The 14,842-nt window shown below is 43.4% G+C and carries 16 protein-coding genes; 4 read left to right on the top strand and 12 right to left on the bottom strand.

All coding sequences use genetic code 11. The annotated features are described in order from the left end of the window. Positions 1 to 81: 81 nt before the first annotated feature. From MKY35_RS18480 to MKY35_RS18500, 5 genes are all read right to left on the bottom strand, one after another. Complete coding sequence (locus MKY35_RS18480; protein WP_342444472.1) at positions 82 to 1,965, bottom strand: stalk domain-containing protein; 1,884 nt, start codon at positions 1,963 to 1,965, stop codon at positions 82 to 84. Positions 1,966 to 2,124: 159 nt separating this feature from the next. Then, positions 2,125 to 2,412, bottom strand: a complete 288-nt coding sequence (locus MKY35_RS18485) for an antitoxin Xre/MbcA/ParS toxin-binding domain-containing protein (protein WP_342444473.1) — start codon at positions 2,410 to 2,412, stop codon at positions 2,125 to 2,127. Between the two features lie 13 nt (positions 2,413 to 2,425). Beyond that, complete coding sequence (locus MKY35_RS18490) at positions 2,426 to 2,911, bottom strand: methylated-DNA--[protein]-cysteine S-methyltransferase (protein ID WP_342444474.1); 486 nt, start codon at positions 2,909 to 2,911, stop codon at positions 2,426 to 2,428. A gap of 25 nt (positions 2,912 to 2,936) precedes the next feature. Beyond that, a complete protein-coding gene (locus MKY35_RS18495) occupies positions 2,937 to 3,497 on the bottom strand; it encodes an Ada metal-binding domain-containing protein (RefSeq protein ID WP_039274368.1) in 561 nt (186 codons plus the stop codon). Positions 3,498 to 3,534: 37 nt separating this feature from the next. After that, positions 3,535 to 4,323, bottom strand: coding sequence for an isocitrate lyase/phosphoenolpyruvate mutase family protein (locus MKY35_RS18500; RefSeq protein ID WP_342444475.1), 789 nt, complete (start codon positions 4,321 to 4,323; stop codon positions 3,535 to 3,537). A gap of 265 nt (positions 4,324 to 4,588) precedes the next feature. Here MKY35_RS18500 and MKY35_RS18505 point away from each other — a divergent pair, with 265 nt between their 5' ends. Then, entirely contained in the window at positions 4,589 to 5,593 is a 1,005-nt protein-coding gene (locus MKY35_RS18505; protein ID WP_029515540.1) for a chitosanase, read from the top strand. A gap of 227 nt (positions 5,594 to 5,820) precedes the next feature. Here MKY35_RS18505 and MKY35_RS18510 read toward each other — a convergent pair whose 3' ends face one another. Beyond that, complete coding sequence (locus MKY35_RS18510; RefSeq protein ID WP_029515541.1) at positions 5,821 to 6,192, bottom strand: hypothetical protein; 372 nt, start codon at positions 6,190 to 6,192, stop codon at positions 5,821 to 5,823. Positions 6,193 to 6,631: 439 nt separating this feature from the next. On the opposite strand from MKY35_RS18510, the gene MKY35_RS18515 reads away from it, so the two are divergent. Further along, positions 6,632 to 7,444, top strand: coding sequence for a GNAT family N-acetyltransferase (locus MKY35_RS18515; protein ID WP_342444476.1), 813 nt, complete (start codon positions 6,632 to 6,634; stop codon positions 7,442 to 7,444). Positions 7,445 to 7,545: 101 nt separating this feature from the next. Here MKY35_RS18515 and MKY35_RS18520 read toward each other — a convergent pair whose 3' ends face one another. The 4 genes from MKY35_RS18520 to MKY35_RS18535 form a co-directional block, all read right to left on the bottom strand. After that, complete coding sequence (locus MKY35_RS18520; protein WP_342444477.1) at positions 7,546 to 8,718, bottom strand: MFS transporter; 1,173 nt, start codon at positions 8,716 to 8,718, stop codon at positions 7,546 to 7,548. 78 nt (positions 8,719 to 8,796) lie between these two features. Continuing rightward, positions 8,797 to 9,075, bottom strand: a complete 279-nt coding sequence (locus tag MKY35_RS18525; RefSeq protein WP_342444478.1) for a metalloregulator ArsR/SmtB family transcription factor — start codon at positions 9,073 to 9,075, stop codon at positions 8,797 to 8,799. A gap of 221 nt (positions 9,076 to 9,296) precedes the next feature. Further along, positions 9,297 to 10,034, bottom strand: a complete 738-nt coding sequence (locus MKY35_RS18530) for an SDR family oxidoreductase (protein ID WP_069010479.1) — start codon at positions 10,032 to 10,034, stop codon at positions 9,297 to 9,299. 49 nt (positions 10,035 to 10,083) lie between these two features. Next, positions 10,084 to 10,365, bottom strand: coding sequence for an Atu4866 domain-containing protein (locus MKY35_RS18535; protein WP_069010478.1), 282 nt, complete (start codon positions 10,363 to 10,365; stop codon positions 10,084 to 10,086). Between the two features lie 200 nt (positions 10,366 to 10,565). Between MKY35_RS18535 and MKY35_RS18540 the strand changes: the two genes are divergently transcribed. Next, a complete protein-coding gene (locus MKY35_RS18540) occupies positions 10,566 to 11,495 on the top strand; it encodes an AraC family transcriptional regulator (RefSeq protein ID WP_342444479.1) in 930 nt (309 codons plus the stop codon). 140 nt (positions 11,496 to 11,635) lie between these two features. Here the strand turns inward: MKY35_RS18540 and MKY35_RS18545 are convergent, their stop codons facing one another. Further along, on the bottom strand, positions 11,636 to 12,286 hold the full coding sequence (locus MKY35_RS18545; protein ID WP_342444480.1) for a hypothetical protein: 651 nt from the start codon (positions 12,284 to 12,286) through the stop codon (positions 11,636 to 11,638). A 118-nt stretch (positions 12,287 to 12,404) separates the two neighbouring features. Beyond that, complete coding sequence (locus MKY35_RS18550) at positions 12,405 to 13,442, bottom strand: LacI family DNA-binding transcriptional regulator (protein ID WP_039274347.1); 1,038 nt, start codon at positions 13,440 to 13,442, stop codon at positions 12,405 to 12,407. A gap of 340 nt (positions 13,443 to 13,782) precedes the next feature. Between MKY35_RS18550 and MKY35_RS18555 the strand changes: the two genes are divergently transcribed. Beyond that, positions 13,783 to 14,835 carry a 2,3-butanediol dehydrogenase gene (locus tag MKY35_RS18555; protein ID WP_029515549.1) on the top strand — a complete coding sequence of 351 codons (1,053 nt, stop codon included), beginning with the start codon at positions 13,783 to 13,785 and terminating at the stop codon, positions 14,833 to 14,835. Positions 14,836 to 14,842 lie beyond the last annotated feature (7 nt).

A 14,842-nucleotide genomic window follows, 5' to 3' on the forward strand; every position in this document is an offset into this window, starting at 1 on the left:
CTCTTTCATCACAGGTCGCTTGTGATAACAAAAGGGAGCCTGGCATCGGCTCCCTTTATGCGCCTTTATTTGAGGACAAACCTACTTCGCCAAATTCAGCTTGGCCTCCTTGATATCATACAAAGTCCCTTCGTTGGAATCTACAAGCTTTTTCATTTGTTTGTTGGCTAGTCCATTTGCAGGCACGATTGCATTAAAAATAACATCATTTTTCTGTAATTGCTCGTTGATTTCATCTACTGAAAAACGGGCTTTACCCAGGGCTGTATTCTTATCATGAACTGGTGCATCTGTAATGAATATGATTGTTTTGGAATTGGAATTTTTGGGAAATTTACTTATAGCTAACTGAATAGCCTCTAATCCCGATTCCTTCAAATCCCCGCCAGCGGAAGGGCGCAGCATGTTCAAGTTACCTTTTAACTTATTTTTATCGGTCGTAAACTCCAAAAATTCTAAATCTTTATCTGCCTTCAGATTGATATCCCGAAATGCAACGACAGCAAAATGAGAACCTGCTGGAACGGAATCAACAAAGCCTTTCACCTTCTGTCTCACATAATCCAGCGTCCCTGTCATACTACTCGTAACATCTATGACGAACACAATATCCGTAGATTTGGAGAAGGTGGTGGATATCTTTTTCAGAATCGTTGGATTGGATTGTGATACGGAAGCATCTTCATTTTCCTCCATTAATTGTTCACTTTCGCTGGTTGTCAAAACCTGCGGTGGAGCAAGGAAAATCACAACGCTCTGAGCTGCAATATTCCATTTTACCTTCGCACCCAGCGCCTCACTTACAAAGCGAATAGGAACCATTACTTTGCCGTTAATGAGTCTTGGCGCCGCATTGAGACGCACTAATTTTCCGTTGATATAGGCATCCCTGGAGCCTACAGTTAACTTGATCGTTGTATTTCCTTTGGTTGCAGTAACGGTCTTGGTAGCTCCATCCCACTTCACTTTCGCCCCAAGCGCCTCAAAAACGGCACGAAATGGCACCAACATACTTCCGCTAATAGAGGTCGCAGGCTGCTCATATTGTTGCAGTTTACCGTCTATAAACACCTCAACCTGCTGAGCCTTGTTATTATTTATAGGAACAAATTGGGGTACAGACGCTGCCGAATTTCCCGACTGATCGATCATTTTGATATAAAAGTAATATCCACCTGTAGATAAATTCAGGTTACTCAAAGGGTAGCTAAACGTTGTTTCCGGATCGAACTGAATCCGTTTAATTAATTGAGCATCCGCATTTTTGACCATAACATATGAAGTGTACGTGGGTTGAATATTTTTCATCTTCAAACGAACTGAAAATGATGTACTTGAAGAGTTGATTGTAAATGTACCCGGAAAATTTTCTCCAGATGGGATAGACAAAGGGATTTCCGGTGACTCATCAACCGCTTGGTCCACTTTAGGCTCCTCGATCGGCTGGGTTACTTGCGGTTCAATTACTTTCGGTTCATCCACAGGTTGAGCAACTTTGGGTTCACTGGGAGTGGGAATCTCTTTTATATTGGTCTCCACCTCAGGCTGCGTTACTTTCGGCTCCTCCGCAAGTGGAGTTACTGTAGATTCATCGACTGACTGCACAGTTCCTTTCATAGTTATAGCTATAGGAAGTTCTATATGATTTTCTGATCCTGGCCCAGGTGCTGGTCGTGAATCCGCAATCGTAATTGTGGAGTTGGCATAATCGATCGTAAAGTCACCAGAAGGAATTTCAATGTTGTTGCTATACAGACGAATTGGTGTATCAGGCTTAATCGTAAACGGAAGATCAAATTTAAACACTCTGTTTACTCCATTACCATCATCAAGGATAAGCTTAAGCTTATCTCCATCTTTGAATACTGTCGAATTGGCAGCCTGAACACTTTCTGTGCACAAAGTGATCAACCCTACAAATATCGTTAAAAACGAAAGTAGGAACATCATTTTTTTGAGCTTCATTCTTATTTCCCCTTTTAAATCTATATTCTTGTCGGTAAATCATAGCATAGGGTTAGATGAAGTTCATTCCATCTGATTACAGTTATGGATATAGGAACTCACTTTTTCCATCATTCGCGCTCTGTTCAATGTTCATATGTATCTCCTTGGTCCGCTTCTTCAACGTGGCATACGTAATATAGCCGCCTTCAGTGCTTTAGTCCCTTCTTCGCTTTTCAAATAATCCGACGGTGTTTCGTTGCCGAGTGCGGGAACTTTTCGATCCATCCAAATCAGCAAATACTCCCCCATATCGGGCAGCAGCACAATCTGAATCTCCTTGGGAATTTTACTTTTGGCCACTTTTGCTCTTATAGCCGGATCTACCTGTGCATACCGCTCCTGATAGACCTGAACCATATTTGTCCAGTTCTCCGGCTTAAACTCTTTCAAATATATGTCTCTCATCTACGAACCCTCCTTAGGACCTCAGACAACGCTTCTCATGCTGGAGCAACCATTCTTTTCTCCATAGCCCTCCTGCATAGCCCGTTAGTTTCTGATTGGAACCGATAATTCGGTGACATGGAATCACAATGCTCAGCTTATCTTTTCCATTAGCACTGCCTACGGCTCGGATCGCTTTTTCATTTCCAATAGCAAGAGCAATATCTTTATAAGCTGCCGTTTTACCGTACCCCACGGACACCAGCGCATTCCATACTTTTTGCTGAAAATCCGTACCTTCAAAGGCATAAGGAAACGTAAACTCAAAGCGCTCACCTTTAAAATACTCGTCAAGCTGGGTAGTGCATTCCGCTAATACTTGGATTGGAACCTCTTCTATAGCCCTCGTTAAGGGCTCATTCCGATTAGAGAACATAATAGAATAGACAGCCTCATTTGTGCCCTGTATCTCTATCTCTCCAATCGGCGATACATACTTCATTACGTATAGTTCGCTCATAAAAGGATACAACCTCCTTCCTTTTCTATTCCCTACTCAACTTTCTATACTCACTAGGAGAACAATGGTTCAAGCTACGAAACGCCTTATAGAAATGGGAGGGACTTTGGAAGCCCGTCTCATAGCAAATCTCAAGATTCGTAAGATTTGTACTTTTAAGAAGATAGGCTGCCTTATCTACTCTTATTTTTTCCAAATACGTGCGCGGGGTTTCGGCGGTTTCCTGTTTAAAGATCCGATCCAAGTAAAAGGAGCTTATTCCGATATGGTCCGCAATATCCTGCAATACAAGTTTTTCCTTGTAATGATTAACCAAAAAGGTTACCACATTCTGCACAAGTCTGATATACGGCGAATGGTCTGTATGGGGCTGGCATCTTTTGCAAGCACGAAAACCCGCCTTTTCCACTTTGTCCAAATCAAAGTAAAACTCCACATTTATTTTCTTCGGCTTTTTGGATCGACAGGAAGGTCGGCAGTATATGCGGGTTGTTTTCACAGCGGTAAAAAACAACCCGTCATACTTACGATCACACGCTATAATTTTCTCCCACATTTCTTCAAAAGAAAGACTAAGGTTAGCCATGATCGAATGCTCTGTCCTTTCTATAGTTCATATTCATCTAGCTCAAGGATTTTGCAAAATCCTCATATAAATGTGATGTATCTTGTAGCTCTATCAACTGTTCTGCATTCTTTTGCAAAGCAACTATTATCTTATCAGAAAATGCATTTCCAAAGCTAAACCGTTTAACTCCTAACTGCTGAAGCTGGTGGACATTCGTCAGACCCGGCAGGGATAAAACATTAAGCGGAGCATGTATATGAAACACAACTTCCCTGATCTCTTCATCACGCTTTAATCCTGGAACAAAAATTCCGCTCGCACCACTATCCACATACGCTTTGGCCCGCTCTATGGTCTCTGAAAGTGGAGCATTCATCTGCAAATATGTATCCGTTCTTGCGTTTATAAAAAACGCTTGAAACCCACGCACATCCAAGGCCGCTCTAATTTTGGACAATAGGTTACTGTGCAGACCCACTTCTCGAAGTCCCTTTTGCATTTTCAAAGAATCCTCAATATTAATCCCTGTAACTCCCACATCGGCTACCCTTAAAACATGCTCAACAATCGTTGCCGTGTCCTCTCCATATCCTGCTTCAATATCTGCTGACACTGGAATCTGAACATGCTCAACAATCGTCCGAATAATACTTACGTGCTGGTCAAAATCAATAAGCTCTCCATCTGAAAATCCAAACGTATTGGCAATCCCCCAACTCGTCGTACCTATCGCCTTAAAACCTGCTTTCTCCAGAGCCACCGCAGATGGCAGATCCCAGGCGTTCCCTAAAAATAAAAGTTCCTCTGATGTGTGAAGTGCATGAAACTGATGAATTTTGTTCATAAATATAGCCTCCTGATATGTGATGTAACTCATTTTATCAAGAGGCTATCTTTGTTTCGTCCTCATTCTTGCACTTATGGTCTGTAGGAATCTAGGAACAACTAGGTCCATTTATTCACATATAAATCATAATTTTTGAAAAAAACGGTTATTTAAGCTCTATTCAATCCTATGCTTCTTATCTATACTCTTGCTAAATCCATTCGAGTTAGATGGAAATCTACGCTTTTAGCCTTTCACAATTACATTTTATAGGAGGAGTTATATGTATAAAATAAAGTTCCTTATGATCTTGCTAAGCTTTACTGTAGTCGCTTCTTTCTCTAGCTTGTCCGGCTCTTCACCTAGCAAGGCTTTTGCTGAAGAGAATGGGACTCCGGTGCAGAAAACGATCGATTTAAATGAGGGCTTCGACAACTCAAATGAAGCTAGTATACAGCCATTATCCCTTACCAGCGAAGAAGCTACTAGCCAAGCAGCGGTTACAGCTATTGACCATGATGCTAATTTCTCACCTTCAACACTTCAGTTCCTGAAGGCTAATACAGGACTCGACGGTGAGCAGTGGGATAATATTATGAAGCTAGTGAACAAACCAGAGCAAGATTCTTTGAAATGGACTGAATTCTATGGCTATGCTGAAGATATCGGCGATAATCGTGGGTACACCATTGGTATCTTTGGAGCAACAACAGGCGGTTCAAATGATACGGGACCAGATGGCCCGTACTTATTTAAAGCTTTTGATGCTGCTAGTGGAGCTAGCAACCCTTCCATTGCAGGTGGATTAACACGTGCTGGTCTAAAGGGGAAAATGAATGGTTCGATTCTAAAACTCAGCGATAGCGATAGTGTAATCAAGAAGAAGATCAACGCTCTCCAAAACAATGAAGCTTGGAGAGAAGCCATGTGGCGTACGTTCTATGACACCTATATCGAATATAGTGTACAGCAAGCACATAAACGCGGATTTAATACTGCTCTAACGATTGGATCATTTGTCGACACAGCACTCAATCAAGGCGCTACCGGTGATTCAGGTAGTCTTGAAGGAATCCTCTCACGTTCAGGCAGTAGTACGAATGAGAAGAATTTCATGACTAGCTTCTATGCTAAGCGTACATTGGTTGTCGATACCAACGATTATAACCAACCTCCCAATGGTAAGAATCGTGTGAAACAATGGAGTTCTCTCTTAGCTTCTGGCGAAACAGATCTTAAGAACGCAGATGCAGCCGTGATCAAAGCAACGAATTGGGAACTGAAGTAAATACAATATACGTCATTAGGAGGGCATATCGTATGTCCTCCTTTATTTATTTTCATAAATATTGAGTTGGTGTTGACTACTAACAAGGTCCCATTTTCCCAAACAGTTCCTCTCATCATTCAAATATGTGGGTCGCGTGTGCAAATAGAGAGACTGTCCCAAAAGCCCGAAAGTTGCAAGCTCCTGAAACAGTCTTGTAAAATGGTTATGAAGTCGAAATAAGGCCGTTAGATGATTCGGTAGCCAGATGGAAGTCTACCGCTACTGCGGATATTACGGATTTGTTGCAACGTCAAACGTTGATTGGTAGAGATAATAGATTCCACATCATTCCCGCGAATCAGATCATCCAGGTCGGCGATGCTGCGATTGCCTCTAAACACACGGAAGTTACCTCTAAACCGCGTGCCTGTAAAGAGTACCAGTGTAGCATTGCTGCTGGTAGAAAAGAAACGCAGACTTTCGATGCCGTCGAGAATGTTATCGGTATTACGAATGCCTAGGTTTCCTCTGAATACTCTCCTGGAACCCCGAAAATTTTCTTCGTTGTAAACTGTAAGACGTGGATACGTTTGAGATACATATGCTTTGTTGTCCATGTTGTAATTCCTCCTTTCAACTTATCTTATGCCTCACCATCCGATTGGCGCGGGCCTCGCAGCATCCATCTAAAAATGGTTATGTGATTGAATAGAGCGATGCAGACTTGAAAAAGGAACATATGTTCTGTATAATCTAGCTTAGCAATTTGGAAAATCCTGAACTAACGGAGATGCGGACATGGACGATAAATTTATTGAGGAACTACGTGAAATTAGCAGAAACGACAAGCGAAGATCCGAATTTCTTATTAAGGGTATGAAGGAAACACTTCAGGAAAGAAAAGAAAAAAACTTTATCGAAAGATGGATTTGGCGACAAAAAAATAAGAAGCGTATAGCGCGGAAGTTTAAATCCTAGTAGATATAACAACTGAATCTTCATAGCTTCATAGCACTTTACAAGTGCTTAGGTCACAGCTCATTAGGAGGCAGAGTCATGATTGAGCAACTAGTCCCAAACGACGATATATTAAATCAAAATCTATTTTTGGCTGATGAAGTTCGATACCATTTGATCCATCGAATTTGTGAGTCAGAAGGATCAACATGCCTCAAAACGTCCGATAAAAATATGGTCTTTGCTCAATCACCCGGATATAAGGCCTGGTTATGGATCTCACAACAAATCACAGATAATCATAAATTGACCTATATAGAAGAACTCTTACGTTATTTAAAAGGAACCACCCTATCAGGTGTATGTGGTGATGCCGAAACAGTCGAGAAGTTCGCAAATGCTTACGCACAACGTCGTCATGCTGCTCAGGTACATACCCATATGGTCATGGAATCTTATTTCTGTCCTAAATATAAAAAGCCCTCGGGCGTTGAGGGAATGATCCGACAATCCATCCCAGAGGATGTACAATTAGTTGCCCAGTTTCTAGCTGGTTTTTCAGAAGAAGCTTTAGGTAGTTTTATTGATCCGGTTAGTCAAATATCGGTTGCGGAGAAGACCATCGGGACAGGAAATTTGTATCTTTGGATTGTAAATAACATGCCTGTGTCCATGGCTAATATTGCTCACCGCTCGTCGAGACATGCTCGCATTAATGCTGTGTATACCCCGCCTAATTTACGAAAGAAAGGTTTTGCCAGCGGAATGGTATCCGAGCTATGTTCGATTTTGGAAAATGAGCATTTAGTACCCATGCTATATGCAGATTTAAAAAATTCGGTTTCCAATCAAGTTTATAAAAATATCGGCTTTAAGGAAGCCGGCAAAATCACTGATATTACGTTTGAATAAGTCCTCCTACTGCAAGAGAGCATATTATTGTTCATTCAAAATCAAAGAAGGCCACAATGTCACCTTCATCACTGGGCCTCCTTTTCACTTATCTATAAGCTTTACTCCGTAACACCCAATTCCGTGTGGACTGAGGATCTTCGTGAAAGTAAATATACAGCCACAATAGCTATAACGACCCCTGCTGCTCCAAACCAGGTGATGGAAGCCAGCGAAACCTGACCAACAACTACACCACCGATCCCGGCTCCGGCCGCCATGGCAAGCTGCATCGTAGACTGATTGAGACTCAGCATCACACCGGAAGATTCAGGCACAAGAGTGACCAAGTTATATTGTTGAGTAGGTCCAGTTGTCCAGGCAGCGAACGACCAAAGGATCAATAAAGCAAATACTGCGATCAGGGAATGAGCGGCGACAGGAAGTAAAAGCAAGGAAAAGACATGCAACACCATGCCCCCGAATAATGTAAAGGAAATACCCTTTTTATCTGCGCTGTATCCACCGATTTTCGACCCGATCAGGCTGGCAATCCCGAAGGCAAGTAATACTGAGCTTAGCATATTATCCCCTACACCTGATACATTCAGCAAGTACGGTGAAATGTAAGTATACGCGAGGAAATATCCCCCTCCCCAAAAGAAGGTAATCGCCAATCCCAAAGCAACTTCAGGCTTCTTCAGAAGAGCAAATTGCTGTAGTAAGGGAATCGGTTGATCTCCTTTTAAGCGAGGGATTGTCATAGCGATAACGATCAAAGCAATAATCCCTGTCAAAGCGATGCCGAGAAATACGGTTTTCCAGCCATATGCAGAAGATATCATTCTTCCAAGCGGCACCCCGATAATCAGCGAGGCTGTAAAACCCATAGTAACCGTAGCAATAGAACTGGCCTGCTTGCCGGCTGGAGCAATCTTCGCAGCAATGCTCAGTGCTGTAACCACAACCATCCCCGCCCCGAGGGCCATAAGAATACGTGCGGCGATAAACATTCCAAAACCCGGCAGAATAAAGGAGAGGGCATTAGCTACTACAAATAATCCGAGCGAACTCAGGAGCAGCTTGCGTCTGTCCCATTTAGCGGTTACTGCCATCAGAATCGGCGTGCCAATCGCGTAAGCAAGAGAAAAGACTGTAATCAACTGTCCCGCTGCGGACACCGTAATCCCCATGGTTGTCGCAATCTGATCCAAAATGCCTGAGATAATGTATTCGGATGTGCCTACCAAAAAACTAACAATGGCCAAAATATACACTTTCCACGTGCTCTGCATTTTTAAATAACGCCTCTTTTCTCTTAATATTTTATATTTTTATATTTTTACAAATATCGAAATTAAGACTAAAAAAATTTATGTTATCAGGAACGGGGCATATTTCTGTGCTGCTTCCACATCCAAGCTGTAATAAATAAACGTCCCCTCTTTACGGAACGTGAGCAGTCCAGACTCTGCCATTTGCTTCAGATGGTGCGATAGCGTTGAAATAGCTACACTGTTCAGCTTCTCGCCCAGCACAGAGCAGCATTGGCCACTTTCCTCTTTTAGCAGAAGTGCTATCTTGAGACGAGTTGGTTCTCCAAGTGCTTTATATATTTTTACAGCTTGTTGCATTTCCGTTGTGTCTTTCACCCTGTTCGGCTCCCTTCTGTTCCAGTCTTAATTTCGATGTTTGTCGAAATAAAGTTATCACAAACATTTGTAAAAGTAAACCCGTTTATTCTAAAGACACTGCCTTTTTACACTCTGTGGTGTGAATGATGGTCTTTCTCATTATAAATAATCCCCCATCCATAAAAGGAAGGAGGAAAAAATGATCTGAGTGTAAAGGGAGAATCATGGATGCCATAGCATTAATTCGGGCTTGCCGTGGGTCTGACAATAATTTCATTAACATCTACATCCGCTGGCTGCTCCATGGCATACAGAATGGAACGGGCTATGGCATCAGGTGAAATCGAAATACGACGGTACTCTTTCATTCCTTGCCGGGCCTCTTCATCTGAAATACTGTCAGCAAGCTCAGATTCAGTTACTCCCGGCGATACCAGCGTCACGCGAATATCTCCCCCCACCTCCAAGCGCAATCCTTCAGAGATCGCCCGAACCGCATACTTTGTAGCGCAATACACCGCTGCAGTTGGGGTTACACTATACGCGCCAATAGAGGCGATATTGATAAACTGACCAAATCCTTGCTTTTTCATAATCGGAAGCCCTGCCGCAATCCCATGCAAAACGCCTCGTATATTTACATCAATCATGCGATCCCATTCCTCTACCTTCAGGGCCTCTAATTTTGAAAGAGGCATCACTCCCGCATTGTTCAAAATGACATCCACACGCCCAAATGTTTTTTCCGCGTAGTTAATGAACGCTTCCATCTGGTCCCTCTTCGTCACATCCAGTTGCTGATAATCAGCCGATTCACCTTTAGAACGAATCTCGGATGTCAGAGCCTCCAGTCTCTCTGTGCGTCTGGCCCCTAATATCACATGAGCCCCATGGCGAGCAAGTAAACGGGCAGTAGCTTCACCGATCCCACTGCTTGCCCCCGTAATAGCTACGACTTTCCCTTTAATATCCAACATGCTTACTCCTCCTCTAGTTTAAAATGTCACTGAAAAAAGATAAAATAGATTACTTTTTCTCTTCCCTGTAAAAAACCATCCCTGCATGATACAAGACACCATCTTTGAATTCACCATCTGCCGTAAATCCAGTGTCGTCCACATACTCGATATAGTCATCTTCTACGATGATATAGCTTCCTGTATAGGCACTTTGCCTCTGACCACGTGCTTCATCATAACGACCATTAGGCAAGAGTTCCTGACGGATATTTCCGTCTTCAGTTACCCACATCCCTATATAGGGATGCTGCGAAGCGTGTACACTTTTTTCCGTTTTTTTGCTCTCCATGACTATTTCACTCCTTTGCATTTTTATTTTTTTCTCATTTGCTCATTAGGTGTTGTATCTGCATCTTATTATGAGAGGAATGTCCATCGAGCTGGTAGAAGAATCAGAGCAAATTATTGCCTAATCCTCCAAAGACCCTTAATATGTAATAAACTACTGAAAATGAAAACGGGCTACGTTGAAAGAAGGGATGTGTCAAGATGGGGGCAACCAAAATAGAGGGTTCTACCATGGAAAAACAAGCCGAATTGGCAAGGCTTATAGAACGATTTTCAAATCAGGACGGAGTTCTCACTACAGCCATACCTTCGCTTCACTTCGTCCGAAGTTCAAATACAACCGTTCCGGTACATCAAATCCATGAACCTGCCTTATGTATTGTGGCACAAGGCAGAAAAGTCGTGATGCTCGCAGAGGAAAGCTACCATTACGGCACATCCGACTACCTTGTTGTGTCGGTGGATTTGCCGATCTCGGGGCAGGTCATCCAAGCGTCATCAGAAGCTCCTTATTTGTGCCTCCGGCTCAATTTTGATCCGCATCAGGTTTTGGACCTGATCAAGGAATCTGCTTTTCCCACAAGCCCCATGCCTGATTCCAGACGAGGCTTGTATGTAAGTCAAACCAACTCTCTACTGCTGGATGCCGTGGTAAGGCTAGTGCATCTTTTGGAAAACCCGCAAGATGTTCCGGTGCTGGCTCCATTAGTCATTCGTGAGATACTGTATAGGATTTTACAGGGGAATCAGGGGGAATCCTTAAAACAACTGGTCATGGCCGGCAGCCATTCCAACCGGATTGCAGAAGTCATAAAGCGGATTAAGCAGGATTATGATAAGCCGTTGCGTATTGAGGAATTGTCCAAACTAGCGAATATGAGTCCTTCGTCACTACATCGACATTTTAAAGAGGTTACGGCTATGAGCCCCATGCAATATCAAAAACAATTACGTCTACAAGAGTCCCGCCGCCTGTTGTTATCCGAATCAGCGGATGCGGCAGATGTCGGTTTTCAGGTAGGTTACGAGAGTCCCTCACAATTCAGCCGCGAATACGCCCGCTTGTTCGGTCTGCCTCCAATTAGTGATATCAAACGCTTGCGCTCGGATCAGGATCACCAGACCACTTGAGCACGTTGTTAGATGAACATATGAAACCAATGGTCCTACTAACGCTTATCCCATCATAGATGGCAGGATGTAAAAAAACAGCACAAACAGCCGCTCCTCCGGTAGAGACGCGGCTGTTCAATATTTCCTCTATGCATGCATCAATACGGATTATCCAGCTTGACGAACAAAGCTCCAATGACATCCTTCTCTGCCGTAGTAAGCTTTTGTCCTGCCTGCCATTGTTGAATCTCTTTCTTGACTTCCTTGGGTTCTCTATAGCTGAGAGCATACCCGATGCTTCCTATACCTTGTGTGCGGTTAGTTTTATCCATATTTGCCAATGCTCGAGTCATCGCAGTTCTGTCTCTTGTAAACAAATCTCCCATAAGGGCAGCATAGCTTTCGCTTACAGCTCCATCCAAACCTTCAGAAGCTCGGATCACATTTGGAAAACTTTTCGATGGAATAAAAGCTCGCTGCCTATACAAATATTCGATAATTTCCAGGCTTTGATGTTCATTGTTTTCGTTCATCTTTCCCCATTGGATTCCTGCTAAATGGTCCGTTATATGACGTACTTTTGCTTTATCACTGAGGGAAGAATCCTTATAAGAGGACAGCACAAGCTCCTCTTTACTTTGCTGGGTATGCTGCGTATCGGCTGCAGTTTGCTTGGACTCCCCATGGTTTGCTCCGGACGGCGCCACAGTTTCAGCATCTTGTCCCACTGGATGGGGAGTACACCCTATGGTTACAGCCAGCATTAGTGCAGTACAAGCTGCAGAAACGAAACCATTACCTTTTAACATGAATCCACTCTCCTGTCTGAACAAACAATGGTCGTTATAATTGCCCAAAATCCACTCCTATCTTGCTACGCCTGCAACCGTTCATCCAACTAACAATAGGAAGATTCCATCTAAACTTCTACACGTCACGTCCCACCGTAGGCTTACGGATCACAGAAACGCTCGATTCCCTCACGATCAGACGAGGCTCGAATTGCACACGCTCATAATCCCCAGGTGTCTGTTCCTGAATCCGCTTGAGCAGCAGCTCCGCAGCCAATCGTGCCACCTCTTCCCCCATGATGGAAACTGAGCTGATCTGAGGAGTCGTTACCATAGCCCACAGATTGTTATCAATACCAACTACAGCAACCTCATCCGGCACTTTTACGCCCAAATCCTTAAATCGATTGACGATCCCTATCGCCACCATATCATTAACCGCATAAATAGCATCCGGCATATGTTTCAAGCTGTAAAAATAATCGGCAGCACGCAGCCCTGTCTCAAAGGAGAAATCATCGCCAAAATAAACGAGTGAAGGGTCGACATGCTGGAGAGACTGCTCATAAGCAAAGTATCTTTCCTCGATTTTGTCCTTCGCAGCACCTGCATAGGCAATTCTTGTTCTGCCGATTTTAAGCAAATGCTCCATCACGAGTCTTCCCTCTTGCCGGGCCAGACTGACGATATCCGCTTTGACATCTTCGCCCAGCTTCTTGCCATAGTTAATAATGGACACGGGAACGCTAGCTTTGTTAATCAGATCTACCAACATTTTCGGATACGCCAGCGGCATAATGATGAGCCCGTCGACATGCAGCTTCTTGACCTCACGAACTGTTTCAAGCTCCATTCTGGCATTCCCGGCGGTATTGATTTGCACGACACGGTAACCATGCTGCTTGGCGGCCTGCTCTACGGACCAAGCGATTTCCGGAATAATCGCGTTGCGAATGTCCGGCACGGCCAGCGCGATTTGTCGTGTCTGACGCACTTTCAAGCTTTGAGCCGAGGTGTTGGGCGTAAACCCCATCTCTTCAATCACTTGCAAAATCAAGGCTTTCGTTCTCGGGCTGATGCCCTCACTATCATTAATAGCTCTGGAGACAGTCGCAATACCGACTCCTGCCCGCTTGGCTACATCCTCTATAGTTACTTTCTTTTGATCTGTCACGCCCAAAATCCTTTCAAGAACGGAATCGTTTTCTGACTTTCTAAAATAAAGTCTTAATACTGATATTATACCACAGAATGAGTGTCTAAAAATTGAAGTCGTTTTCTTCTTGTCTTTGCTTCACCTGAAAAATCCACAAAATCTCTTTGTATAAAAGAAACGAGCCGAATATAGCACTGTAGTCACAAGTGATTATATTCACAAAAAAATCAAGTGCTTTTTGTATGAATTTGGTTTGACAATGTGTAAAATTTGTGACATATTATTTTTCGGAAACGTTTCCTAATTCATTCACTTTTATAGAGGCAATGATCATATATTCTTCAAGGAGATGACAAACATGCAAGCATTGAGATGGCATGGAGTAAAAGACTTACGATTGGAAAACATTGAGCAGCCCGCCGCTCTGGCAGGAAAAGTAAAAATCAAAGTAGAATGGTGTGGCATTTGCGGAAGTGATCTTCACGAATATGTAGCAGGACCAATCTTTATTCCCCAAGATGCTCAGCATCCATTGACTGGCGAAAAAGCACCGATCGTAATGGGACATGAATTCTCTGGACAAGTCGTCGAAATCGGCGAAGGTGTAACCAAGATTCAGGTTGGCGACCGTGTCGTTGTAGAACCGGTTTTTGCATGTGGAGAATGTGATGCATGTAAACAAGGCAAATATAATCTTTGCGATAAAATGGGCTTCCTCGGTCTGGCAGGCGGCGGCGGTGGATTTTCTGAATATGTCGCAGCTGACGAGCACATGGTTCACAAAATTCCAGAAAGCGTATCTTTTGAGCAAGGCGCATTGGTAGAGCCTTCGGCCGTTGCTTTGTATGCTGTTCGTCAAAGCCAACTGAAAGTCGGCGATAAAGCTGTAGTATTTGGCGCTGGTCCTATCGGATTGCTGGTTATTGAAGCGTTGAAAGCTTCGGGCGCATCTGAGATTTATGCAGTAGAGCTTTCTGAGGAGCGTAAAGCTAAAGCTGAAGAGTTGGGTGCTATTGTGCTTGATCCTAAGACTTATGATGTGGTGCAAGAGCTGCACAAACGGACTAACGGTGGCGTAGATGTAGCCTATGAAGTCACTGGAGTACCTCCTGTGCTGACTCAAGCTATTGAATCCACTAAGATCAGCGGACAAATCATGATCGTCAGCATTTTTGAAAAAGAAGCTCCGATCAAGCCTAACAATATCGTTATGAAGGAACGCAATCTGACGGGTATTATCGGCTACCGTGATGTATTCCCGGCTGTTATCAGCCTGATGGAAAAAGGATATTTCCCAGCCGACAAGCTGGTTACCAAACGCATTAAGCTCGAAGAAGTGATTGAGCAAGGTTTTGAAGGTCTCCTGAAAGAGAAAAATCAGGTTAAAATCCTGGTATCTCCGCAAGCTTAATTTAGAA

Origin of the sequence: Paenibacillus sp. FSL L8-0638, from assembly GCF_038593075.1 — a bacterium.
GTDB classification, from domain to species: Bacteria; Bacillota; Bacilli; order Paenibacillales; family Paenibacillaceae; genus Paenibacillus; species Paenibacillus polymyxa_D.